This window comes from Mesobacillus foraminis, assembly GCF_004340465.1.
GTDB lineage: Bacteria > Bacillota > Bacilli > Bacillales > Cytobacillaceae > Mesobacillus_B > Mesobacillus_B foraminis.
In genome coordinates, this window is record NZ_SLVV01000005.1 from 239,324 (window position 1) to 264,347 (window position 25,024).

Annotated in this window: 24 protein-coding genes; all 24 read right to left on the reverse strand. The window is 44.4% G+C overall.

What is annotated here, in order from left to right; genetic code table 11:
• Window positions 1-50: 50 nt before the first annotated feature.
• Complete coding sequence (locus EV146_RS10025) at window positions 51-776, reverse strand: GntR family transcriptional regulator (protein ID WP_121609205.1); 726 nt, start codon at window positions 774-776, stop codon at window positions 51-53.
• A gap of 332 nt (window positions 777-1,108) precedes the next feature.
• Window positions 1,109-3,463: an FtsK/SpoIIIE family DNA translocase gene (locus tag EV146_RS10030; RefSeq protein WP_132005421.1), complete on the reverse strand. Its 2,355-nt coding sequence runs from the start codon at window positions 3,461-3,463 to the stop codon at window positions 1,109-1,111.
• Between the two features lie 153 nt (window positions 3,464-3,616).
• Window positions 3,617-3,814, reverse strand: a complete 198-nt coding sequence (locus EV146_RS10035; protein ID WP_241993882.1) for a YlzJ-like family protein — start codon at window positions 3,812-3,814, stop codon at window positions 3,617-3,619.
• An 11-nt stretch (window positions 3,815-3,825) separates the two neighbouring features.
• Complete coding sequence (locus EV146_RS10040; RefSeq protein WP_121609208.1) at window positions 3,826-4,563, reverse strand: ClpP family protease; 738 nt, start codon at window positions 4,561-4,563, stop codon at window positions 3,826-3,828.
• A 159-nt stretch (window positions 4,564-4,722) separates the two neighbouring features.
• Complete coding sequence (locus EV146_RS10045; protein ID WP_121609209.1) at window positions 4,723-6,393, reverse strand: ribonuclease J; 1,671 nt, start codon at window positions 6,391-6,393, stop codon at window positions 4,723-4,725.
• Window positions 6,394-6,556: 163 nt separating this feature from the next.
• Window positions 6,557-7,426, reverse strand: coding sequence for a 4-hydroxy-tetrahydrodipicolinate synthase (gene dapA, locus EV146_RS10050; RefSeq protein ID WP_132005426.1), 870 nt, complete (start codon window positions 7,424-7,426; stop codon window positions 6,557-6,559).
• Window positions 7,427-7,441: 15 nt separating this feature from the next.
• Window positions 7,442-8,686: an aspartate kinase gene (gene dapG, locus EV146_RS10055; RefSeq protein ID WP_132005429.1), complete on the reverse strand. Its 1,245-nt coding sequence runs from the start codon at window positions 8,684-8,686 to the stop codon at window positions 7,442-7,444.
• A 58-nt stretch (window positions 8,687-8,744) separates the two neighbouring features.
• Window positions 8,745-9,794 (reverse strand): aspartate-semialdehyde dehydrogenase, encoded by a 1,050-nt coding sequence (gene asd, locus EV146_RS10060; RefSeq protein WP_132005432.1) that lies wholly within the window; start codon window positions 9,792-9,794, stop codon window positions 8,745-8,747.
• A gap of 212 nt (window positions 9,795-10,006) precedes the next feature.
• Window positions 10,007-10,606, reverse strand: coding sequence for a dipicolinate synthase subunit B (locus tag EV146_RS10065; protein WP_121609213.1), 600 nt, complete (start codon window positions 10,604-10,606; stop codon window positions 10,007-10,009).
• A 3-nt stretch (window positions 10,607-10,609) separates the two neighbouring features.
• Window positions 10,610-11,506: a dipicolinic acid synthetase subunit A gene (gene dpaA, locus EV146_RS10070; RefSeq protein ID WP_132005435.1), complete on the reverse strand. Its 897-nt coding sequence runs from the start codon at window positions 11,504-11,506 to the stop codon at window positions 10,610-10,612.
• Window positions 11,507-11,656: 150 nt separating this feature from the next.
• Window positions 11,657-11,899, reverse strand: a complete 243-nt coding sequence (locus EV146_RS10075; protein ID WP_121609215.1) for a YlmC/YmxH family sporulation protein — start codon at window positions 11,897-11,899, stop codon at window positions 11,657-11,659.
• Window positions 11,900-12,011: 112 nt separating this feature from the next.
• Window positions 12,012-13,244, reverse strand: coding sequence for a M16 family metallopeptidase (locus EV146_RS10080; protein WP_132005438.1), 1,233 nt, complete (start codon window positions 13,242-13,244; stop codon window positions 12,012-12,014).
• A 91-nt stretch (window positions 13,245-13,335) separates the two neighbouring features.
• Complete coding sequence (locus EV146_RS10085; RefSeq protein WP_132005441.1) at window positions 13,336-14,295, reverse strand: polysaccharide deacetylase family protein; 960 nt, start codon at window positions 14,293-14,295, stop codon at window positions 13,336-13,338.
• A gap of 129 nt (window positions 14,296-14,424) precedes the next feature.
• Window positions 14,425-16,545: a polyribonucleotide nucleotidyltransferase gene (pnp, locus tag EV146_RS10090; RefSeq protein ID WP_121609217.1), complete on the reverse strand. Its 2,121-nt coding sequence runs from the start codon at window positions 16,543-16,545 to the stop codon at window positions 14,425-14,427.
• Between the two features lie 310 nt (window positions 16,546-16,855).
• On the reverse strand, window positions 16,856-17,125 hold the full coding sequence (gene rpsO / locus EV146_RS10095; RefSeq protein WP_132005444.1) for a 30S ribosomal protein S15: 270 nt from the start codon (window positions 17,123-17,125) through the stop codon (window positions 16,856-16,858).
• Window positions 17,126-17,245: 120 nt separating this feature from the next.
• The gene (gene ribF / locus EV146_RS10100; RefSeq protein ID WP_132005447.1) at window positions 17,246-18,190 is read right to left on the reverse strand and encodes a bifunctional riboflavin kinase/FAD synthetase; all 945 of its coding nucleotides are present in this window, start codon (window positions 18,188-18,190) and stop codon (window positions 17,246-17,248) included.
• 38 nt (window positions 18,191-18,228) lie between these two features.
• Window positions 18,229-19,146, reverse strand: coding sequence for a tRNA pseudouridine(55) synthase TruB (gene truB / locus EV146_RS10105; protein ID WP_132005450.1), 918 nt, complete (start codon window positions 19,144-19,146; stop codon window positions 18,229-18,231).
• A gap of 83 nt (window positions 19,147-19,229) precedes the next feature.
• Window positions 19,230-19,601, reverse strand: coding sequence for a 30S ribosome-binding factor RbfA (gene rbfA / locus EV146_RS10110; protein WP_121609221.1), 372 nt, complete (start codon window positions 19,599-19,601; stop codon window positions 19,230-19,232).
• A 19-nt stretch (window positions 19,602-19,620) separates the two neighbouring features.
• The gene (locus EV146_RS10115; protein WP_132005453.1) at window positions 19,621-19,902 is read right to left on the reverse strand and encodes a DUF503 domain-containing protein; all 282 of its coding nucleotides are present in this window, start codon (window positions 19,900-19,902) and stop codon (window positions 19,621-19,623) included.
• The gene (infB, locus tag EV146_RS10120; protein ID WP_132005456.1) at window positions 19,902-22,385 is read right to left on the reverse strand and encodes a translation initiation factor IF-2; all 2,484 of its coding nucleotides are present in this window, start codon (window positions 22,383-22,385) and stop codon (window positions 19,902-19,904) included. The genes EV146_RS10115 and infB overlap by 1 nt, the downstream gene beginning before the upstream one ends.
• 19 nt (window positions 22,386-22,404) lie before the next feature.
• Window positions 22,405-22,704, reverse strand: coding sequence for a YlxQ family RNA-binding protein (locus EV146_RS10125; protein WP_162990102.1), 300 nt, complete (start codon window positions 22,702-22,704; stop codon window positions 22,405-22,407).
• The gene (gene rnpM, locus EV146_RS10130; protein WP_121613720.1) at window positions 22,704-22,985 is read right to left on the reverse strand and encodes an RNase P modulator RnpM; all 282 of its coding nucleotides are present in this window, start codon (window positions 22,983-22,985) and stop codon (window positions 22,704-22,706) included. Before rnpM ends, EV146_RS10125 begins: the two co-directional genes overlap by 1 nt.
• Before the next feature lie 18 nt (window positions 22,986-23,003).
• Window positions 23,004-24,119, reverse strand: coding sequence for a transcription termination factor NusA (gene nusA, locus EV146_RS10135; protein WP_132005459.1), 1,116 nt, complete (start codon window positions 24,117-24,119; stop codon window positions 23,004-23,006).
• A 67-nt stretch (window positions 24,120-24,186) separates the two neighbouring features.
• The gene (gene rimP, locus EV146_RS10140) at window positions 24,187-24,657 is read right to left on the reverse strand and encodes a ribosome maturation factor RimP (protein WP_121609226.1); all 471 of its coding nucleotides are present in this window, start codon (window positions 24,655-24,657) and stop codon (window positions 24,187-24,189) included.
• Between the last annotated feature and the right edge of the window lie 367 nt (window positions 24,658-25,024).

A 25,024-nucleotide genomic window follows, 5' to 3' on the forward strand; every position in this document is an offset into this window, starting at 1 on the left:
TTAGTAGAAACGGAAGGTCAGCAGGTTAAGGTTTCCTTGTCCATAAAAAGTCAAAATCTTTTTCTCAGAACATGAAAACTAAACTTATCTGCCTTAAAATAATTGACTGAAAAAAGAATTGGTACATCCATTTCATCGAAATGCATCTGCTTTAAAACTAGCAATGCAGTTTCAGGGTCACACTCCAGAATGGGCGATATTTTTTCGTGATAGCCAATCGGCTCGATTTGGGCGACAGCGTATGCAATTTTCCTGCTCGATCCTTCCTCAAGCATTTGGAATATCGATTCTCTTTCATATGCAAAGGATTCTGGTAAAATCTCTGAAGGAACCTTGTCTATGCAATAGACAACTGGCTCCCCGTTCGCAGTCCTTACCCTCTCAAACACGACTAATTCGTCCTCCGGTGAGCATGTGAAACGGTTAATATCCTCTTCGGTAGGTCCAGTTGTAGAAGTTTCAAGAAAGATGGTCCCCGGTTTCATACCTGCCTGTGCAATCATATCTGTCACACTGTTCAGCTGCTCGATTCCCGAGGTAAACAGCGGTTTGGCATTCACAAATGTGCCGACTCCGTGCCTGCGAATAATAACGTTTTCTTCTTCAAGAATCCGCAATGCCTCGCGAAGAGTGGCTCTGCTTACACCAAGCTGTTTTGATAGGTCAAATTCAGACGGGAGCTTTTCTTTCTCTTTATAGACTCCTTTTTGAATGTCCTTTTTAAGGTGATCGATAACTTGTAAATAAAGGTGACGATTATCTGACTTGATTGACATAGGGTTTCCTCCAACCTTCTTCTCCAGACATCAGACCTCTGATGTTTTACATTCCTACTAATCGAAAATACTATAACACTTTTTTATTTATAAATAAATAGAGTTTGTCGATTTTGTAGAAAAAACCAAACAAATAATAAATTAAGAAAATTCAACCTCCAAAAGTCCCCATTAACTGGAAGGTGATTACAATGGTAACGCTTTCAATAGTATGCTATATTTAGGCTGCCTACCTATATTTTATCGGTTCTATTTTTTCTTCCAGGCACGAAAAATCCCCTTCAGCGGTTTTTACTGAAGGGGATACGTCATCACATACGAGTTTTATATGTTCAGGAGCTCGCTTCTTCTGACTTTGACACTAAAACGGTTCTTGGTTTGCTGCCCTCGTAGGGACCAACAATTCCTCGCTGTTCCATTTCATCAATGAGCCTGGCCGCTCTGGAATAGCCAATCCTGAATCTCCGCTGCAGCATGGAAACGGAAGCGGTCTGCATTTCTACAATCAAGTCCACGGCATCTTCATATAAATCATCATCAACCTCAGAAGAATTTTCCGGTATATCCTCCGGTATCATCTCTTCCTGGTATTGAGCCTTCTGCTGACCAATTACAAAGTTAACAACTTCCTCAACCTCTTCGTCCGATAAAAACGCTCCCTGGACACGTACTGGTTTTGAAGCTCCCACAGGAAGGAACAGCATATCTCCCCTTCCCAAAAGCTTCTCTGCCCCTCCCATGTCAAGAATGGTTCTTGAATCGGTCATGGATGAGACGGCGAATGCTATTCTGGATGGGATATTGGCTTTGATTACCCCTGTAATGACATCAACGGAAGGGCGCTGTGTAGCAATAATCAAGTGTATTCCTGCAGCACGGGCCATTTGAGCAAGCCTGGTTATAGAATCCTCAACATCAGATGAGGCGACCATCATCAAATCGGCAAGCTCGTCCACTATTACGACAATATACGGAAGGAGCGGCTGATTTACGCCTTCCTCCTCATTATTTCTTTTGACATACTCGTTATAGCCTTCAATATTTCTTGTGCCAGTGTGAGAAAATAAATCGTAGCGGCGTTCCATTTCACTTACAACCTTTTGCAATGCCTGGGAGGCCTTTTTGGCGTTGGTCACAACCGGCGCAAGTAAATGGGGTATTCCGTTATAAACATTCAGCTCGACCATCTTTGGGTCGATCATCATTAGCTTGACTTCATGGGGTTTGGCTTTCATCAGGATGCTGGTAATAATCCCGTTGATACAGACACTCTTTCCGCTTCCGGTTGCCCCTGCCACAAGAAGATGGGGCATTTTATTAAGCTCGGCAAGCACAGCTTCGCCGGTAATGTCACGGCCCAGACCAATTTGAAGCTTTGACCCCGGCTTATTATGCTGTTTGGCATCAAGCACTTCTCTTAAAGAAACCATGGCAACCTCTGAATTGGGAACCTCAATTCCAATCGCTGATTTTCCGGGAATTGGCGCTTCGATCCTGATGTCCTTTGCTGCCAGGGCAAGAGCCAGGTCATCACTCAAACTCACAATTCGGCTTACTTTAACCCCCACATCAGGGTGAACCTCGTATTTGGTAACTGCCGGACCCAAATGTACCTGGGTTACTCTGGCTTTTACCCCAAAGCTCTGGAAAGTCCTTTCGAGCTTAGCTGCATTTGCATGGATTAATTCGTACTCCCCGCTCTGGTCCGTTTTGTTTGGAGTTTTCAGCAGCTTGATCGGAGGCAGCTCATAGGCTGCATTTTCCACTTCTGTAAATGTCATTGGCGGGGGGCTGTCGTCTCCCGTTTTATCTTCTGGTTCATTCTGGTTCTGTGTATTCTTTTGATTTGGTCTGACAGCTCCCTTTTCAGTTTCATGCTCATCCTCGGCCGGATAGGCCCGCTCCGCAAAGCTTGAAATAAGCGGTTCAGCTGAAGGAATATCTTCAGGTTCAGGAGTGGCAGAAACCGGAGCAGCCTTTGGTTCTTCTGATTTTCGCTGTGCCTTCTTAGCCTCCAGTTTTTCTTCTCTCTTATGCGATTGCGCTTCCTTCCAATCTTTTACATCTTCCTTAAAAGCTTCCCACTGTCTTTTGAAAAAAGCACCAATACCGGAGATGAATTTTCCCGCCGGCTCACTGAAGGTTTTGCCAGTGATAAGGACAAAGCCAATAACAATCGCAACAAAGGCGATCAGCTGGGATCCGGCTGCGTCGAACAAATAATAAAACAGAGCAAATAAAATAGCACCAATCATTCCTCCGCCAAGGTCCACTGTACTGGTTTCCCCCTTGGCTTCCATTAAGTATAAATCCCATGTATTCGCAATCACACTTGGGTTTTCAAACTTCCCTCCATTCGACAGGAGCTCAAAAAGTGTTACATGGCTCAGGAGCAGGATGGCTCCTATGATTAAATATGTACCAAAAAGCTTGATTTGAAAGATAAACGGAAGTTTTCTCTTCCACATAATGTAGACACAGAATATCACCAGCCCCAAGAGGCCAATCATATACCATTCTCCCAGAAAAAAACGAAAAAACATAACCGTTGCGTTACCCGCTGCTCCAAGCTTTGCAATTGCAATGACAGCCAGGGCAAGAAGAATCAGGCCGCCTAATTCATACTTCAGCGTTGTCTTTAGCTGGTCATTATTTTTCCGTGTTTGTCGTTTTTTCTTTTTAACCATTCTATCACCTTATTATCTAGTCTTCATTTTAAGTATAAACAAAACCTGTACCCGTAAACTCCCAATAAGAAAAGAAGCAGCCTGAAGTCGGCTGCTGTTAAAGTTTAACCCTATTATATCATAACGTCCACATATTATTGTCAAACATTTGTTCTAGGACAGGGAAAATTTTGTTCCTGGCGTGCAGTTGGGCTCTAAAAAGTGGGCGGGATCTGTACTCATGACTCGAACAATCCGATAATTAAAACCGTCTTCTTGCTCAGCGAGAACTGGAATCCCATTGTAGGATACCATTAGCCCCGGAGAAGCCTTTTCCTCCTCATGAGGATAAATAAGTTCCTGTGGCATCATGGTGTACAAGATCATTGAACGATCCCTTCTTTTCTTTCCTTATTCAGCTCGATTAACTCATTCAGCTTCTTCATCGCCTGGCCCAGTCCGCCCACCTCGTCAATCAGGCCGGTGTCAACAGCATCAGGTCCGATTACATTCGTTCCAATATCCCTGGTCAGGTTGCCTTTTGCAAACATTAAATCTTTGAAGGTATCTTCCGTTATATTGGAATGTTTGGTAACGAACCGGATTACCCGCTCCTGCATCTTATCAAGGTACTCAAAGGTTTGCGGCACACCGATGACGAGGCCAGTCAGCCTGATCGGATGGATGGTCATCGTCGCCGTATCAGCAATAAACGAATAATTACAGGAAACGGCAATCGGTACACCTATGGAGTGGCCTCCTCCAAGAACAATAGACACAGTCGGTTTGGACAACGATGAGATCATTTCCGAAATCGCCAGGCCTGCTTCGACATCTCCACCGACCGTATTAAGGATGACCATCAGTCCCTCGATGTTTGGGTTCTGTTCGATTGCCACCAACTGTGGAATGATATGTTCATACTTGGTTGTTTTATTGTGCGGTGGGAGCTGCACATGGCCTTCGATTTGGCCGACAATTGTCAAACAGTGAATTTTTGAATCCTGTGATAATTGAGGTACATTCGTCTGACCGAGCTGCTGAATTTTCTCAATTAAAGAAGAGGACTTCTCATCTTTCTGCCCCTCTTGTTTTTCTGGATTAACCTCATTCATTTGCATTCTGATTTTACCCCCTACATGCATGATGATTTTAGTATGGACTTTCCCAGCCGTTTCATGCGGAATAGGGAGAATTTTGAACGCAAAAGACACCCGTGTACCGGGTGCCTTAAGGAACCATGAATTTTATTAATTAAGAATGGTACGGCAAGCGAATCTTTACCTTACCTCCATTAATATGGGCATGATCATTGGCCGACGCTTTGTTTTTTCATATAAATAATGGCTAAGTGCTTCTCTCATATCCTGTTTCAATCCTGCCCAATCAAAGGATTCCCTGGCAAGGACTCTCTCGACAATCTCTTTTACGAGATCCCCCGATTCATCCATAAGCTTTTCCGATTCACGGACATAGACGAAGCCGCGGGAGATGATTTCCGGACCGGCAGCGATCCTGCGTTCCGATTTATTCAGGGTAACAACGACAATTAAGACACCGTCTTGGGAAAGCAGCTTTCTGTCCCTGAGGACGATATTCCCTACATCCCCTACCCCGATGCCGTCAATCAGGACATTGCCTGCAGTCACCCGGTCTGTTGATCGTATTCTGTCATTCATTAAATCAATGACATCCCCGCGGTCAGGGATGTGGATCCGGCTTTCGGGAATGCCGCAATCCTTCGCCACCGAACTATGCGCTTTCAGCATTTTATATTCCCCATGGACAGGAATAAAAAATTTAGGATTCATTAAATTGATCATAAACTTCAGCTCTTCCTGACTTCCGTGGCTGGATATCTGGAGTTCCCTTTTTCCAAAAATGACATTTGCCCCCGCTCTAAAGAGCATATCAACCGTCTTATTATGGAATACCTCATTGTTTTTCAATGGCGATTCCGGAATCAGGACTGTGTCCCCAGCCATAATATTGGTTTGAGGATGGGACTGCCTTGCCATCTTTTGAAGGGCTTCTATTGGTTCACCCTGATTTCCGGAAATTAAGATGACCTTTTCATCTTCCGGAATTTGCTTCATTTCATTAAGGGTATAAATCGTATCCTCATCCGTGGCGAGATAGCCCAGATCAACTGCAAGCTCTATAGTACGCCTTAAACTTTTCCCGATAATGGCTACCTTTCTCTGACTGTCCCTGGCACAGTTAAAGATATGCTGGATCCTGTTCAGGTCAGTAGCAAAACAAGCAGCAATAATTCTTCCCTTCGCCTGGCAAAAATGATCATAGTATTCCTTCGCAATCATTGCCTCTGAAGTCGTGTAGCCGGGTTTTTCTGCCTTTGTGCTGTCGGATAAAAGGCAAAGGACCCCTTTTTCACCAATGCGGGCCATTTTGCCGATTTCGGATTGATACAGCTTTGGTGCCGCCTGATCAAATTTAAAATCCCCCGTATGGACAATTGCTCCTTCTGAAGTGTGAATACAAACTGCAACAGAGTCTGGAATACTGTGCGTAGTTTTGAAAAATGTCACCGCAGCTGACCTGAAAGGGAGCCTGGAATTAGAGTGAATTTCCCTGAAGTCCGGTTTCCCCTCAAATCCCTGTTCTTTCATCTTTTCCCTCGCCAAGGCAATCGTAAGCTTTGTCCCATAAACAGGCACCCTTATCTTTTTTAATAGATAAGACAATGCGCCAATATGATCTTCATGTCCATGAGTAAGGAAAATTGCCTGAATTCTATCCTTATTTTCGATTAAATAGGAAATATCGGGGATAACAACATCAATTCCCAGCATTTCATCCTCCGGGTATTTCAGACCGGCATCCACGATAAAAATGTCTCCGTCCACTTCTGTAAGATACATATTTTTTCCGATTTCACCGACTCCGCCCAAAGCTATTACCCTGATGCTTTCATTTTTTCTCGCATTCAATTGTATAGTTCCTCCTATGCTGAATTGGGCCGACCATGACCAGTTACTGTTATTATACTTGATAGCTGAAATCCTTTACAACTTAAAACCGCAATCTGCGAGGGAAGAAATACTTTCATTCTTCTAATGGAAAAAGAGAATGCCCATGGGACATCCTCTTTTCTTATTTATTCAACAGGTTTACGAGTGCAGCCCTTTCCTGTTCCGTTAATGGTACCAGCGGGAGCCTGACTCCTCCAACGTTCATCCCTTTTAATTGAAGAGCTGTTTTTACAGGACCGGGACTCGGAGCTGAAAAAAGCCCTTGCATTACTGGAAGCAGCTGCTGATGAAGCCTGGCTGCCTTCTCGTTTTGGCCGCCAAGGAACGCCTTGACCATCTCCTGCATTTCATTTCCAATGATATGGGAAGCAACAGATACTACCCCAGTTCCTCCAATCGCGAGTACTGGAAGTGTAATACCATCGTCGCCGCTGTATACAAGAAAATCATCCGGAGTGTTAGCTATAATCCTGGTAACCGCATTGAGATCACCGCTTGCTTCCTTTACGGCAACAATGTTTGGAACTTCAGAAAGCCTGATGATTGTATCAGGATGGATATTGACTACAGACCTTCCCGGAATATTATAAACCATGACAGGAAGCCTGGTGGCTTCCGCCACAGTCTTAAAGTGCTGATAAAGCCCTTCCTGGTTAGGTTTATTATAGTATGGAGCGACGATCATAATAGCATCGACGCCCACCTGTTCAGCTTTTTTTGTAAGTTCAACCGTGGCGTACGTGTTGTTGCTTCCTGTCCCTGCAATGACCGGGATGCGCTTATCCACAACCTTTACCACATGTTTGAACAGAGCGATTTTTTCCTCCTTAGAGAGGGTTGGAGATTCTCCTGTTGTACCAGCGACAACAAGAGATTCTGTTCCGTTATCAATTAAATGGTTGACCAGTTGGGTCGTCTTTGCAAAGTCAATATGACCTTTATTGTCGAAAGGCGTGACCATCGCGGTTGAAATCCGTCCAAATTGAACCATTTGTTTCTCTCCTTTTTAAATCTCGTCCCGTTCATATTCCAGCTGTGCCGTCTCAAGCTGAAAAGCATCATGCAGGGCATTTACTGCATCAACAAGATCCGATTCCTTAACAAGTACCCAGATGGTAGTATGACTGTCGGCAGACTGAAGAATCCGGATACCTTTTTCCGTCAGAGCAGTAACAATTTTAGAGGTTACCCCTGGTACTCCTGCCATCCCTGCCCCAACAACCGATACCTTTGCACAGTTTCGTTCAATCTGGGGATCATGACCAAGTGAATTTAAAATGGAAAGGGCCCGATCGGTCATTTCTTCCGTTACAGTATAGACGACACCCTTTGGCGAGATATTGATAAAATCGACAGAGATATTTTCATTCGCCATCGCTTTAAAAACTTCTGATTGAAGGTTATATTGATCCTTTTTTGCAAATACCTTTACTTGTGTAACATTGGATACATGCGCAATTCCAGTTACAGGCCGTTCCTTTATGTCGCTGCCTTTATTTTGTTTGCTGGCGGACGTTACGAGTGTTCCCAGTCCTTCGGAATAGGTTGATCGTATCCGGATTGGCACTTTTGCCTGCATGGCAATTTCCACTGCACGCGGATGGATGACCTTTGCCCCTTGATAGGCCAAATTGCAGACTTCCGTATAAGTGACCACCGAAAGCGGTCTTGCGTTTTCAGCAATTCTTGGATCGGCAGTCATAATCCCTTCAACATCCGTGAAGATATCGATGTAATCCGCATTTAGGGCTGATCCAAGTGCAGCTGCCGAGGTGTCACTTCCACCCCTGCCAATCGTAGTGATGTCGCCATTGGGGGCAGCGCCCTGGAATCCTGCAACAACCACCACTTCCACTTCCTCCAGTTCCTGAAGGAGCCGGTCACATTTCATTTCAAGAATTTTGGCACCCGTATGCTCGGCATTGGTTAAAAATCCTGCCTGCGAACCTGTAAGTGCTGTCGCTGTTATTCCGCTTTCGTGAAGTTTGTTTGTAAAAACCACACTTGAAATAATTTCTCCGCAAGAGAGCAGAAGGTCATACTCTCTTGGCTTTAGTCCGCTGACATTTCCGCCGACAAGGGAAAGAAGTGTATCGGTCGCATATGGCTCCCCTTTCCTTCCCATAGCCGATACGACAACCACCACCTTGTATCCTTCAGAAATGGCTTGTTTAATATGTTTAATGGCATGTGTTCGGCTCTCGTCATCACGGACTGATGTACCGCCAAATTTTTGGACGATTATTTTCATTACTACACCTCTGAGACTACTCTCTAATTCTGTTTCTATCTATCCATCAGGAAGATGATTATTTTACTAACCCAAGATCTATGAGGGTTTCAGCGATCTGAACTGAATTCCATGCTGCACCCTTCAGGAGGTTGTCTGATACAACCCACATATGGAAGCCGTTTTCATTATCAAGATCTTTGCGAATCCGGCCAACGAAGACGTCATTCTTACCTACACAATAGGCAGGCATTGGATAAAGCTGCTCGGAAGGGTTATCCTGAAGGACGACACCAGGGGCGTCCCCCACAAGACTTTTAACTTCTTCTGCACTGATGCCCTCTGCATCAATTTCAAAGTATACAGATTCCGAATGTCCCGTTCCTACTGGAAGGCGCACACAGGTTGCAGCCACCTGAAGTTCTGGTAGATGCATGATTTTCTTGGTTTCATTGATCATTTTCATTTCTTCGAATGTGAACCCATTCTCTTCAAATTTGTCAATTTGCGGTATGGCATTAAAAGCAATCTGGTAATGTTTTTCCCCAGAACCGACCGGAAGAATTTTTGGTTCGGCTTCCTTGCCATCAAGGATTGCACGTGTTTGGTCATTAAGCTCTGCCACTGCTGCTGCACCGGCACCTGATACTGCCTGGTAAGTTGACACGATCACTTTCTTTAAACCGAATTTCTGGCTCAATGGTTCAAGAGCGACTACCATTTGGATTGTTGAACAGTTTGGATTTGCAATGATTCCGTTATGATTGTGCAAATCGGAAGCATTTACTTCCGGAACCACTAGCGGTACATTTTCATCCATACGGAATGCACTAGTGTTATCCACTACGATGGCTCCCCGCTTTACGGCCTCCGGAGCCAGCGCTTTAGATACACTTCCGCCTGCACTGAATAATGCTATATCAACGCCCTCAAAGCTTTCTGGCGTCGCTTCCTCTACTGTTATTTCCTGCCCTTTATATACTGCTTTCTTGCCAGCTGAACGTGCAGACGAAAGCAGTGATAATTTTGATATAGGAAAATCACGGTTTTCTAAAGTTTGAATCATTTGCTGGCCTACTGCTCCAGTTGCTCCGACCACTGCTACATGGAATCCTCTCTCTTGCGGCATTTGCTGTTTCCCCTTCCAAAGATAGTTTTAAGCTGGCTAGTTGCCAGATTGTAATAAGTAATAAGAGGCAGACAACTTTAAAATAAATCAATCTGCCAATTTTATATTTTCATTTATTTTATCATAATAAACTGCGAAGGAAAGAAAGAATTAATTCTCTGCCTGAATAAAGTATACCAATGATAAAAACAGCTTTCCAATGGCAAGTCAACCTATTCGGGATCTCTGAATCTTTCCACAATCACCGGCTGAAACTGCCTTCCATTCAGTGCTGCCACAATGGTATCTCTTGTCAATCCCATTCTGGCAACAAGTGAGTTTGGTTTTTTCTCAGGGTCATCCTGGCCGAATGGAATGAAGTATACGTTCTTTGTCGCCATCAGCCTCATGAGATTGACCCCATTTAAACCCAGTGCATCGTTCGTAGAAATTCCAAGAACAATTGGTTTTGAATTCCTCAAGGTGGCTTTTGCCGCCATTAAAACGGGAGAATCATTCATGGCATTGGCAAACTTGCTCATCGAAACTCCAGTCATGGGCGAGATGACCATACAGTCGAGCGGCATTTTGGGACCCAGAGGCTCCGCCTTTACAATTGAATCAATAACTTTATTTCCCGTCAAGTCTTCTATCCTTTGAACCCAGTCCTCCCCTTTGCCAAAGCGGGTCGTTGTCCCTTTAACCGTGGCTGTCACGACAGGCACAACTTCTGCCCCTTCATTGACTAGTTTCTCAATCTCTGGGAAAACTGCATCATAGGTACAATGGGATCCCGTTAATCCAAAGCCGATTCTAACTCCTTTTAAGCTCATGTTTTAACTCTCCTTCCTATTCCTCATATCTTCGCTAAGAAGCTTAATCAGAACTTTTGCGAGAATCTGGCCCGCCGTCTTTGGAGCGACAATCCCTGGGAGGCCGGGTGCGAGCAAAGCTTTGATTCCTCGCTTTTCTGCATAACGAAAATCGGTGCCTCCTGGCTTGGAGGCTAAATCAATAATCAGGGTGTGGGCCGGCATCTTTGAAATAACTGCCGCCGTTACAATCGGATGCGGAATGGTATTAATGCATATATCAATATCTTTAACCGCAGTTTCAATGTCGTTAAGATGGAACGGGGTATGCCCCATTTCGGTAATCCTTGCCAAGTGTTCACTTTTCCTGGCTCCGACCATTACTTTCGCACCAAGAGCATGGAATGTCCGCGCAACAGTTACCCCAACCCTTCCAAGACCCAAAACCGCGATCTTGGAACCGTGAATGGTAAAATCCGTGTGCTGAATCACCATCATAATGGTCCCTTCTACTGTTGGAATTGAATTATAAATGGCTACATCATCACGTTCAAAAAGCTGGACGAGTCGGCGGTTGGCCTTCTTGGTGATTTCATCCAGGTATTTGTTGCTGATTCCTGAATAAATAACTGCGTGTGGCGGCAGCTTTTTTAGCATATCTTCAGTAAGAATGACTTTCTCACTCGAAAAAATAGTCTCGACCTGTCCTGTTAAATTTGTTCCGGGAACCGGCAATATAAGTGCATCCTGCACTGAAAAATCCAATTCATCAATCTTTTCTTTTGTTGCTCCTGTAAAAGCGTGATCCAGTTGTTCAAACCCAATCAGCGACAGCTTGGCATCGCGCTCTGTCAGCTTGCGGATAATCTCCAGCTGCCTGGCATCACCGCCGATGACAGCGATCTGCATTCCTGTCAGCATGAGAATAATCACCTTCTTTTTAATAGTCGAACAGGAATTTTTTTTAACTACTCCCACATAATATGTCGGCCGGCAATAGATGGTGAGTTTTTCTGGCAGCCCCCATGAAAAATCCTTCCCCAAATAAAAAAAAGCCGGCATGCGCCAGCTTTAGTCGTCCTCAGGTATATCGATAATCACCATGTCGGTGCCAATCTTCTTAATATGTCTCCACGGAACCCTCAATTCCCCTCCCTGCCTCTTGAGGCCGAACCACTTGACTGATGGAATGACGAGTGCTTCCACCTGCCCGGTCCGCTCATTTATTTCCAGATCGGTCTGTCCCAGAACACCCAGCCTCTCAGCCTTCTTGACATCAACAATTTCCTTCCCTCCCAAATCACTAAGCCTCATGCTTCTCCCCCATTTCTGCATCCTTACTATATATGTATCGTCTTCAACGGCTTTTAGAATCGGGAACATAAAAAACAGTCTGCCGGATGACAGACTGTTTTTTTATTCTATATCAGCTATTAGGAAGCTCCCCGTCCGGACTGATGAGAGCGACAGAGTAATTTTCAGTGAAAATGCTGTTTGTAAGCCCGTTCACACTGTCTTTTGTTACATCGTCAATCTGCTCGACAATTTCATCCAATGAACGATGGCGGCCAAGCAGCAATTCATTTTTTCCGTTCCGGCTCATACGGCTGTTAGTGCTCTCCAAGCTTAGCATCAAGCTTCCTTTTAATTGTTCCTTGCTGTTGTTAAGTTCCTTATCTGTAATGCCTTCCTGCTTGAGCTTCGCAAGGGTGTCCTGAATCGTTTCATACAGAACATCCAGCTGTTTAGCCCCCGTTCCGCCATATATGGTGACTACCCCGCTGTCCCTGTATGCAGAATGGTAGGAAAATACGGAATAGGCTAATCCTCGCTGTTCCCTTACCTCCTGGAATAAACGGCTGCTCATGCTGCCTCCAAGCACATTATTCAGAACGATGAGGCTGTAGATATCCTGATGGCCGATTTGAAGACCCTCAAATCCAATACAAAGGTGAGCTTGCTCCGTTTCCTTCTTTCGGGAAACACGGTTTGAATGAAAAGAAGGCTTGTGGTACTGAATTTCTTCTTTTCCTGCCTCGTAGGCGCCAAACAATTTCTCAACGTTTGTAATGAATGTTTCTGGCACGTTCCCGGCAATTGAAATAACAACGTTCTCAGGCGTATACGTGTCATGCATATAATGATTGAGCGTATCCCCTGTAAAAGTCGTTAATGTCTCTTCTGTACCAAGAATCGGGTACCCAAGGGAATGATCATTGTAGATCGCTTTGCTTAATAGATCATGCACAATGTCATCAGGTGTGTCTTCATACATTTTGATTTCTTCGTACACTACATTTTTTTCTTTATCCAGCTCTTCTGATACGAAGGTGGAATTGAAGAACATATCTGCAAGTATTTCAAGTGCATACTGGGAATGAGTATCCAGCACCTTTGCATAATAGCATGTATATTCTTTGGAGGTGAACGCATTCACCTGTCCGCCAATACTGTCAAAGGATTCAGCAATTTCCCTTGCCGACCTTGTTTTTGTTCCCTTGAAAAACATATGTTCAAGGAAATGGGAAATCCCATTGTTGCCTGGAACTTCATTACGGGAACCTGTTCCAATCCATACACCGATGGCAACTGAACGGACTGTGGGAATTTGTTCAAGAACAATCCGTACTCCGTTTTGGCATGTATACTTCTTAATCAAATAAATTCCTCCTCTGGAACCAGTTGCTAAAACTATTCCTGCAATTCCTAAGTATATTTCATTTTTGTTACTTTTTCCAAAATGAAGATTATTATTTTGCTTTTTTGTGTAAAATTCGCTTTTCACTCAGCATTTCCGAAACTGTTCCAATTTCCAGGTGTTTTTCCTTTATACCTAAAACCATGGTTTCCAGTGCTTTTTCGGTTGAATCTGTCGGATGCATTAAAATCATTGCGCCATTATGGAGTTTTCCTAATACACGCTGATTCAATTCATCTGGAGTCGGTTTTTTCCAGTCGATGGTGTCAATGCTCCATAATACGGTACCTAATTGATGCACAGCAGCAATTTTGACTACTTCCTCTTTAAAACTCCCGCTCGGCGGACCAAACCAACGCGCTTTCCTGCCTGTTGTAGCCTCAATTACATCATTGGTTTTTTTTATTTCATCGTGAATCGCGGCAGCCTGCAGGCTTCTCATATCCGGATGTGAAAATGAGTGGTTCCCTACCTCATGTCCCGCATCTACGATCATCTTTACCAGCTCCGGATTATTTTTAGCCCATCTGCCTTCCAGGAAGAAGGTAGCATAAACATGATGTTTCTTTAAGGTTGCGAGCATGTCAGACAAATATTCGTTCCCCCAGGCCACATTGATGATAAAGCTGACCATTGGCTTTTCCGGATTTCCTCTATAAATGGGTGAAGCAGGAAGGTCGCTTAAGTGGACCTGTGGTTTTATCTCTTCGAAAACAAGTAAATCCGCTTCAAATCTGCCTTCCCTTTTCATTTTGTCATAGGACTTGCCAATATTCACTTTCAAGCCATTATAGCCGGGAATCGCTTTCCACACTGAATCAATCCTGGCATCTACTGGCTTAATTTCATAATCTGGGGCTTTAGTTTCTAATTCCCTGTAAAGTGAATCCTTATGCATTGATACGGGAACGGATTCAGATTTTAAATATGTTATATATTGATGGGAAAACGGATTACTTACCAACAGCCACGCACCGGCCAGCATAACTGCTGCTCCAAATAATTTTTTCATCCCTTTGCCTCCTTACAATAGCCACAATCGCCTTGTCCATTATCTCTTTATAGACTATGTGGCGGAAGGAGATGGTAGAACGGCCTGCCTTTAGATATAAAAAAAGCCAGGGGTTGCCCCTGACTGCTTTTAACTGTTATTTTGCTCCGCTTTTTCACGCTGTTCCTTGAGCACCGCTTTTCGGCTAAGATTTACACGGCCTTGCCTGTCAATTTCAGTGACTTTTACCAGGAGCTCGTCACCAATCTTGACGACATCTTCAACCTTGCCTACACGCTCTTCAGCAAGCTCGGAAATATGAACGAGGCCATCTTTGCCATTAAATATTTCCACGAAAGCACCAAATTTCTCAATGCGCTTTACTTTTCCAAGATACATTTGGCCGACTTCCACTTCACGGATAATGTCTTCAATGATCCGCTTAGCCTTTTGGTTCATTTCGTCATTGACTGAAGCAATAAAGACAGTACCATCCTGCTCAATATCAATCTTGACTCCAGTTTCTTCAATGATTTTGTTAATCTGCTTGCCGCTTGGTCCAATTACGTCCCTGATCTTGTCCGGATTGATTGTCATAGTCAAGATTTTTGGAGCATATTTGGATAGCTGGCCCCGCGGCTCGGAGATGGTTGCAAGCATGGATTCTAGAATCTGCATCCGGCCTATTTTCGCCTGCTGAAGTGCTTCCTCTAAAATTTCACGGGAAAGTCCCTCGATCTTGATGTCCATTTGGAGAGCAGTTACCCCTTTAGCGGTTCCAGCAACCTTAAAGTCCATATCTCCAAGGTGATCCTCCATACCTTGAATATCTGTCAGGATGGAATAATGTTCTCCAGACTTAATCAATCCCATCGCGATACCGGCAACCGGTGCCTTTAACGGCACTCCGGCGTCCATCATTGCCAGCGTGCTGGCACAGATGCTCGCCTGGGAAGTGGATCCATTTGACTCCAGTACCTCTGAGACAAGGCGGATTGTGTAAGGAAAATCCTTTTCAGATGGAATGACGACTTCCAACGCGCGCTCACCAAGTGCCCCGTGCCCGATTTCCCTGCGGCCTGGACCGCGGATTGGACCTGTTTCCCCTACAGAGAATTGAGGGAAGTTATAATGATGCATAAAGCGTTTTTCCTCTTCCAGTCCCAAGCCGTCAAGAATTTGCACATCTCCCATCGCTCCAAGGGTACAGATGCTCAATGCCTGGGTTTGTCCTCTTGTAAACAACCCGGAACCGTGTGTGCGCGGAAGCAGGCCAACCTCGGATGATAAAGGACGGATTTCCTCCAGTCCGCGTCCATCCGGGCGCACTTTCTCCTCAGTGATCAGCCGGCGCACTTCACCCTTAACAATTTTATCAAGGATTTGCTTAATCATTTTCAAGTCGGCTTCTTCGATTGCTTCTTCCTCATATTCAGAAATTACACGATTCTTGACTTCCTTGATCGCATCTTCCCTGGCATGCTTTTCCTTTACCTGGATGGCTGCAATCATATCCTGTTCACATTTGTTTCTAACCTCTGCTTCTAACTCTTTATCAAGTTCAAACAGGGTGATATCCATCTTTTCCTTGCCGACCTTTGCAACTACTTCCTCCTGGAAGGCAATAAGGCGCTTGATTTCATCATGGCCAAACATAATTGCTTCCAGCATCACTTCTTCAGGCACTTCTTCTGCCCCGGCCTCAACCATGTTAATGGCATCCTTTGTACCTGCAACGGTTAAATGCATATCGCTCTTTTCCGTTTCTTCTACAGTTGGGTTAATAATGAACTTGCCATCAACCCGGCCAACAATAACTCCGGCAATTGGACCTTCAAACGGGATATCTGATACAGACAGGGCAAGAGATGATCCCAGCATCGCTGCCATTTCGGAAGGACAATTCTGGTCTACACTCATGACAATTGAAATAACCTGTACATCATTTCTGAATCCATCAGCAAATAATGGACGAATTGGACGGTCGATCAGGCGGCTTGCCAATATGGCCTTTTCACTTGGCCGGCCTTCTCTTTTGATAAATCCTCCCGGAATCTTTCCTACAGCATAAAGACGCTCCTCGTAATTTACTGTGAGCGGAAAGAAATCCAAATTCTTTGGTTCCTTTGAAGCTGTAGCTGTACTTAAAACTGCCGTATCACCATAGCGTACTAATACTGCGCCATTAGCCTGCTTGGCAAGCTGTCCGATTTCAACGCTTAGTTGGCGGCCGGCCCAGTCAATTGAAAATATCTGTTTTCCTTGTTCCATTCATTAAGCCCCTCTCTTACCTGTATCCTTTTAACAGCACCCATGCTTTTTATGACGGAATACGCTTTATTCCTCATGTATCTTTTCAGCATGAAACGCTGTCTTATTCGAAATATACCTTTTTCGGTGGAAATGAAACAAATTCTCCTAAGAGCTTAGGCATATAAAAGCCTGTCCTTTGGAATGCTTTATCATTTATTATGTACAGAAAAAACATCCCTCATAAGCAGGGAGGAATATGTATATAATTTTATACTGAATTAACTTTCTTACACAATAAAAAAGCGGGAAAAAATCCCGCTTTTGTTAATTATCGACGTAAACCAAGCTTGTTGATTAATTCACGGTAACGTGAAACGTCCTTGTTACGCAGGTAAGTCAAAAGGTTACGACGTTTACCTACCATTTTTAATAGACCGCGACGTGAGTGGTGGTCCTTCTTATGAACGCGCAAATGCTCGTTCAAGCTATTGATTTCTTCTGTTAGGACAGCGATTTGAACTTCTGGAGATCCAGTATCACTTTCGTGAGTCTTGAATTCAGCGATAAGTTCGTTTTTGCGTTCTTTTGTGATTGCCATCCGGTTCACCTCCTAATGTGATCCCCTGTTACCGAGCAAGCGTCGGTGACTCGACTTGCCAAGCAAAGGTTCTATTTAATACGTTAATAAGAATACACCTTTTCTTTAAAAAAAGCAAGTCTAGTCAGTGTAAAAATAGTCAAGGGCAGCCTGTTTATCTTTTCCGATTTGTTCAACAAGTGCATCAATGCCGGAAAACTTTTGCTCCGGCCGCAGCCTCAAATGCCATTCAACCGTTGCCGTTTCTCCGTATATATCCTCGGAAAAATCAAAGATATGTACTTCAACGGTTGGTTTTTTTGCCTTTTTTTCCTTAAATGTCGGCTTATACCCAACATTGCACACTCCATGGTGCCATTGATCCCTGCTGAAAATCCTGACTGCATAAACTCCAGTTGGAGGAAGCAGATACTCGTCCGGTGTTTCGATATTGGCAGTGGGGAATCCAATTGTCCTTCCCCGTTTATCTCCATGGGCGACCACACCGGCAGTTGAAAAATGCCGGCCAAGCAAACTGGGAATGGCGTCCACCCTTCCTTCATGAATGACTGAACGAATCAAAGTTGAACTGATCTTCTCTCCATCTGCCGAGAGCTTTGGGACAACACTAAAGTCAAACGATCCCCTCGAATGGAATTGAATGGTTTCCATATTCCCTTTCCCCATCTTCCCATAGGTGTAATCAAATCCGGCAACAGCATGTTTAACATTCAATCCGATTATATAGTCATCAACGAACTGTTGAGGCAGCAAGCTGGCGAACTCAGGTGTAAAATGGACGATGAATAGATAATCTGCCCCAAGCCCTTCAATTACCCTAATCTTATCTTCAAGAGGTGTAATGTATTCGATTTGCTGAACTCTTTTTCCCAGGACTACAGAAGGATGAGGATCAAAAGTCATGACAGCACTTTTCAGCCCTTTGCTTTCAGCAATTTGCTTCGCTTCTTTTATCACTTTTTGATGGCCTAAATGGACTCCGTCGAAATACCCGAGCGCCATGGCAAGTGGAGGAAAGTCATTTTTATTAAAAGTATGCGGGTGATTCAGTTTAATCATTTCCACGTTATTGCTCACCTTTTCTAACAAAGCCTGAATGAACCTTAACTGTCATTCCTCAGTACTTTATCCGGCTTGAGGAGACCGGGCTTTCGAGGGTGCTTCCTGTATATCGCTAATACAGTCCCGTCTTTCGGGCCGACAGCAATCGGTCCCTCCTCAGAAGATAGTTCAGGAGGAATCTCCAATAAGGCTCCATTTTTCACTTTTTCTGCTACTGTATCATTTATTTGATATTTGGGCAAATGAGAAATCCCTTCCTCAAGCGGCCTAAGAATCTGCTCGATTGCTCCATTTTCTGACAAGTCTTCAATCTGTTCGAACGTAAGACAATCATCAAGGGAAAAGGATGCAGACTGGATCCGCTGTAAATAGGACATATGTGCCGGGAAGCCAAGTTCCTCTCCAATCATGACAGCAAGTGTCCGAATGTATGTACCTTTGCTGCATTGAACCCTGAAGCGGAAAGACACAGTTGCCCCTTCAAAGCTGTTCCTGTCGTCCAGTAATTCTATCTGATAGATGTTCACTCTTCTGGATGGCCGTTCAACCTCAATTCCCTGCCGCGCATATTCATAAAGTCTCTTTCCATTGACTTTCACCGCGGAGTACATCGGGGGAGTCTGGACAATCTCGCCTGTCAGATTGTGAAGTACCTGAAGGATTTCATGCCTTGTAATCGGCCTATTCACTAACTTTTCCGTAACCTTTTCCCCGGAAGCATCCTCGGTTGTGGTTGAAAATCCTATTGTTACTTCTCCTTCATACGCTTTTCCCGCGTCGGTAATATACTCGGCCACTTTGGTAGCTCTCCCGATACAGACAGGCAAAACGCCTGTTACATCCGGGTCCAGTGTACCCGTGTGTCCAATTCTTTTCATCTTCAATATTTTGCGCAGACGGAATACGCAATCATGGGATGTCATCCCAGCTGGCTTAAATAATGGCAATATGCCTTCCAAAATGATCCCCCTTCCTGGCTGATAACTCAAGTCATCATTGCCTATTTCTTCCCAAAAAAATGGATAGACATAAGTCTATCCATTTATTCTTTATCCTGATTTTCCTGATCTCTTTCCTGATTTTGAACCTGATGGAGAAGAGTATCAATCCTGTTGCCATAGTCAATGGACTGATCAAATTCGAAGGTAATTTCAGGCGTTTTCCGAAGGCGAATCCGCTGGCCGATTTCGGTGCGGATATACCCTTTCGCCTTTGCCAGTGCTTTAAGAGTATTCTCCTTTTGGGCATCATCACCCAGGACAGAGATAAATACTTTTGCCTGCTGCAGGTCGCCTGTCACCTCAACATCTGTAACAGTTACAAAGCCAATCCGCGGATCTTTTATCTTTCGGCCGATAATATCCCCGAGTTCTTTCTTCATTTGTTCCCCTACACGATTAACTCTATGGCCCATGTTCGATCACCTCGTAATATTAAAGCCATTCAATGTCTGTAATGGTTCGTTCTATCTCCGGAAATGAATCAATTAATCCAAGGGCGTTTTGCAATTCCCTCTCCGTTGACACTTTAGCGGAGGAAACCGCCACAATGGCGATTTTAGTCCTCTGCCAAACATCATGGTAATCCACTTCCGCAGCAGATACATTATACTTCTGCTTCAGCCTCGTTAAAATTCGCTGCAGGACTGCCCGTTTATCTTTTAAGGAATGGGCATCATATATGATGCAATCACAGGCGGCAAGCCCTACTATCATTAACGTTCCACTTCTTCCATGATATATGCTTCAATTACGTCGCCTTCTTTGACATCATTGAAGTTTTTAATGGTGATTCCGCACTCATATCCCTGATTCACTTCTTTTGCATCGTCCTTGAAACGTTTCAATGCATCGATTGTACCCTCAAAGATCACGATGCCGTCACGAATCAGGCGGATGCCGCTGTCCCTTGTGATTTTTCCTTCAGTGACATAAGAACCGGCAATCGTACCAATCTTGGAAACCTTGAAAGTCTGGCGGACTTCTGCCTGCCCAATGACTTTCTCCTGATAGACAGGATCAAGCATTCCCTTCATGGCAGATTCGATTTCCTCGATTACCTTGTAGATGATGCGGTGTAAACGGATGTCAACTTCCTCCGATTCAGCAGCGCGCTTCGCATTGTTGTCAGGTCGCACATTAAAACCAATAACAATGGCGTTAGAAGCGGCAGCAAGGGTAATATCGGATTCGGTGATTGCTCCGACGCCAGTATGGATAATTCTGACGTTAACCCCTTCTACATCCAGTTTATTCAGAGCAGCAGCAAGTGCTTCAGCAGAACCTTGAACATCAGCTTTAATAATGATGTTTAGGTCTTTCATTTCCCCTTGTTTCATATGTTCAAACAAGTTATCGAGACTTACGCGGGATTTTTCGCTTCTTTGAGCCTGAACAGCTTGAGTAGAACGGGACTCACCGATTTGACGTGCTGTTTTTTCTTCAGCAAAGACAACGAAGCGGTCCCCTGCCTGCGGAACATCATTTAAACCGGTGATTTCAACCGGAGTAGATGGACCTGCTTCTTTCACTCTGCGGCCTACGTCATTTACCATTGCACGGACACGTCCAAACGTATTGCCGACAACAATTGGATCTCCTACTCTAAGCGTTCCGTTTTGCACAAGCAGAGTTGCGACGGAACCGCGGCCTTTGTCCAATTGGGCTTCAATAACCGTTCCAACTGCAGCACGGTCTGCGTTTGCTTTATATTCTTCGACTTCACTTACCAATAAGATCATTTCCAGCAGAGAATCGATTCCTTCCCCTTTAAGCGCTGAAATCGGTACAAAGATGGTTTCTCCGCCCCAGGCTTCAGGCACTAATCCATGCTCTGTCAACTCCTGCATGACCCGGTCTGGATTCGCTGCTTCCTTATCCATTTTGTTTACTGCAACAATGATAGGAACATTTGCCGCTTTTGCATGATTGATAGCCTCAACTGTTTGTGGCATAACACCATCATCAGCAGCAACAACTAGGATCGTAATATCCGTTATTTTTGCTCCGCGTGCACGCATAGTTGTGAAGGCAGCATGCCCAGGTGTATCAAGGAATGTAATTTTCTTTCCATTTTCAACGACTTGGTAAGCACCGATATGCTGGGTAATTCCGCCTGCTTCTCCGGCAGTCACCTTAGTATGACGGATTGAGTCAAGAAGAGTTGTCTTTCCATGGTCAACGTGCCCCATGATGGTGACAACAGGCGGACGTTCGGCCTGAGGCTCTTCCTCATCAGCATTGAAATACACTTCCAGATCGGTTGTGTCAACCAGGATTTCCTCCTCGACTTCCACTCCATAATCTGAACAGATTAATTCAATCGCATCTTTATCGAGATCCTGGTTAATGGTAGCCATGACCCCTAGCATAAATAATTTTTTTATGATTTCAGATGGTTCACGGTAAAGCTTTTTAGCTAGTTCCCCAACTGTAAGAGATTCAACGAAAGTGATTTTTTCCGGAAGCTCTCTTTCTTTTTTAACAGGCGGCTGAGTAACTTGGGCCTGGTTTTGCCTACCGCGAGTATTGTTCTGCCGCGATTTATTATTGTTATTGTTTCGGTTGTTATTATTGCGGTTATTATTGTTGCGGTTATTCCCTGATTGGAAGTTCTTTCCATCGCGGTTACCTTGAGCAGAGTTTCCTCTATTCGAAGAGGATTGACCAGCATTTGCATTCCCCTGTGGTCTTTGCTGACCTTGACCCTGTGGCCTTTGCTGACCTTGGCCTGGTCTTTGCTGACCTTGACCCTGCGGTCTTTGCTGGCCGCCTTGGCCTGATCTTTGCTGGCCTTGACCCTGCGGTCTTTGCTGGCCGCCTTGGCCTGATCTTTGCTGGCCTTGACCCTGCGGTCTTTGCTGCCCTTGACCGGATCGTTGCTGGCCTTGGCCCTGCGGTCTTTGCTGCCCTTGTCCTGATCGTTGCTGGCCTTGGCCCTGCGGTCTCTGCTGCCCTTGACCTGATTGTTGCTGACCCTGTCCTTGTGGCCTTTGATTTTGTTCCTGCCTTGGTTGCTGTTGCTGCGGTTGTTTGTCGTTTGTTTTATTATAAATGGCGTCTAATCTCCTCACGGTATCAGTTTCAATCGCAGTCATGTGATTTGAAACCTCTATGTTCATTTCTTTTAATTTTGTAATTACGTCTTTGCTGGACACATTATGTTTTTTTGCATATTCATACACGCGTGTTTTACTCATATTTTCACCCCCGCTAGAATTAATCGAGCAACGTCAACAGTTTCTTAGCAAACCCATCATCCAATAGGGCAACGACAACACGTGCATCTTTCCCAATTGCCTGGCCGAGCTTGTACCGGTCCTCGACCATTTTAATTGGTACATGATAGGAATTACATTTGTCTGTAATCTTTTTTTTAGTATTGGCAGATGCATCTTCGGACAATAAAACTAACTTTGCCCTGCCGCCTCTTATTTCTTTAACGGCCAGCTCTTCACCCGAAATGATTTTACGTGCTCGATTGGCTAAGCCAAGCAATGACATCCACTGATTCACCATCAGATTTGTCGTTTCTCCTTTTCGATAAGGTCAAGAAGCTCATCGTATAAAGTTTCATCTATGTTTGCTTCCAAATGCTTTGAAAGTATGTTTCTTTTCTTTGCAAGCAGGACCGCTTCCTTATCCTTGGACAGATAGGCACCCCGGCCCGATTTTTTACCGGTAGGGTCGACAGATACATCTCCCTCTTTTGAACGAACGATGCGGACGAGTTCCTTTTTAGGCCTCATTTCACCGGTTGCGACACATTTACGCATCGGAACTTTTTTTCGGCTGTTCACGCTCATCCACCTCACCCCTTAATCCTGTTCTTCGTCAGTAAATTCTTCTTCGAAATCGCCTAATAGCCGATCGTCGGCTTCACGCGGGAAAATGCCCGCTTCACGTGCATCGGTTTCAGACTTGATGTCAATCTTCCATCCTGTCAATTTCGCTGCCAGCCTTGCATTCTGGCCTCTCTTTCCGATTGCCAGGGAAAGCTGATAATCCGGAACGATGACAGTCGTTGCCTTCTCTTCTTCATTGACAATGACGTCAAGGACCTTTGAAGGGCTTAATGCATTGGCAACAAAGACGACAGGGTCCTCAGACCACTTGACAATATCGATCTTTTCGCCTTTCAGTTCGTTTACCACTGCCTGCACGCGATTCCCTTTAGGACCAACACATGAACCAACCGGATCGACCTCTGCATTATCTGAATGGACAGAAATCTTTGAGCGGTCGCCAGCTTCACGTGCCACTGATTTAATTTCAACTGTTCCATCATAAATTTCGGGTACCTCAATCTCAAACAGTCTTTTCAGAAGGCCAGGGTGAGTCCGGGAAACAAAAATCTGCGGACCCTTTGTTGTCTTTTCCACTTTGGTAATAAAGACCTTGATCCGGTCATGCGGCTTATAGCGCTCGTTTGGCATTTGTTCATTGGCAGGAAGGATGGCTTCAATTTTTCCCAGGCTGACATAAATAAACTTTGCATCGAGCCGCTGAACGATCCCGGTCATGATATCTTCTTCGCGATCGATGAATTCAGAATAAATAATTCCTCTTTCAGCTTCGCGGACACGCTGAGTTACAACCTGTTTCGCCGTCTGTGCAGCAATCCGCCCAAAATCCTTAGGGGTTACTTCGAGCTCAACGACATCCTCAACTGTATAGTTTGGATTGATTCGCTGTGCTTCCTCAAGGGATATTTCAAGACGAGGGTCAAATACCTCTTCAACCACTTCTTTTCTTGCAAATACACGCATCGACCCATTTGCAAGGTTCAAATCAATGCGCACGTTCTGTGCCTGATTGAAATTACGCCGGTATGCCGAGACCAATGCAGCTTCGATTGCATCAATCAATACATCCCTGGATATGCCCTTGTCTCTTTCAAGCACTGTCAGAGCATCCAACAATTCACTGCTCATGAGATAAAAATCCCCCTTTTAATTTCCTTCAAAGTTATGGTTTATAAGGCTGTTTAGATAGGTTTATTTACGAAAAAGTAACCGCAAGCCGGGCGCTGGCAATTTTATCAAAAGGAATGACGACTGCTTTTGTGCGAGTCTTAATTTTTACTTCAACAGTAACTGTTTCACCATCATAAGCGGTTAAAACCCCTTCAAAAGCTTTTTCGCCATCAATAGCTTCATATGTTTTGATAAAAACATTTTTTCCAATTGCCTTTTGGTAATCCTTTTCTTTCTTTAGTGGCCGTTCGGCTCCCGGAGAAGATACTTCAAGGAAATAGTTATGAGGAATTGGATCCATTGCATCAAGTTTTTCACTCAAACGTTCGCTGACAATCCCGCATTCTTCGATATCAACACCATTGTCTTTATCAACATAAACACGGAGGAACCAGTTCTTTCCTTCTTTCACATACTCTACGTCCACTAACTCCAAACCAATCTCCGTTACAATTGGAGTCACCAGTTCTTCCACAACTTCTATCACTTTGCTCATTCTATCCCTCCTTTTGGAATGGGCTTTACTACGGTTTTTAGGTTTTTAAATACATCCCGAAAAGGGCATAACAACACGAAAGAGTGGGTTTCCCCACTCTTGTCTGCCGAGTTATCCTTAGTATTTCCAATAAAAATATAACATATCCGGGATTTTAATGCAAATATAGGAAAGCAGAGGGTCTTTAAAAAACATCCAGCTAAACAACCGCCAAGCCTTGTGTGAGCGTAGAGGCAATGCTCAGTATGCAATTCCAGCAAAAGGTATTTCCAGGCAGGAAGGTGAGCTTTGTCTTCTGAAGACGTAAATCAATCTTGTTTTCACCCAGTACCAGACCCAACGGTACCATACTGCATCGGACTGCCTG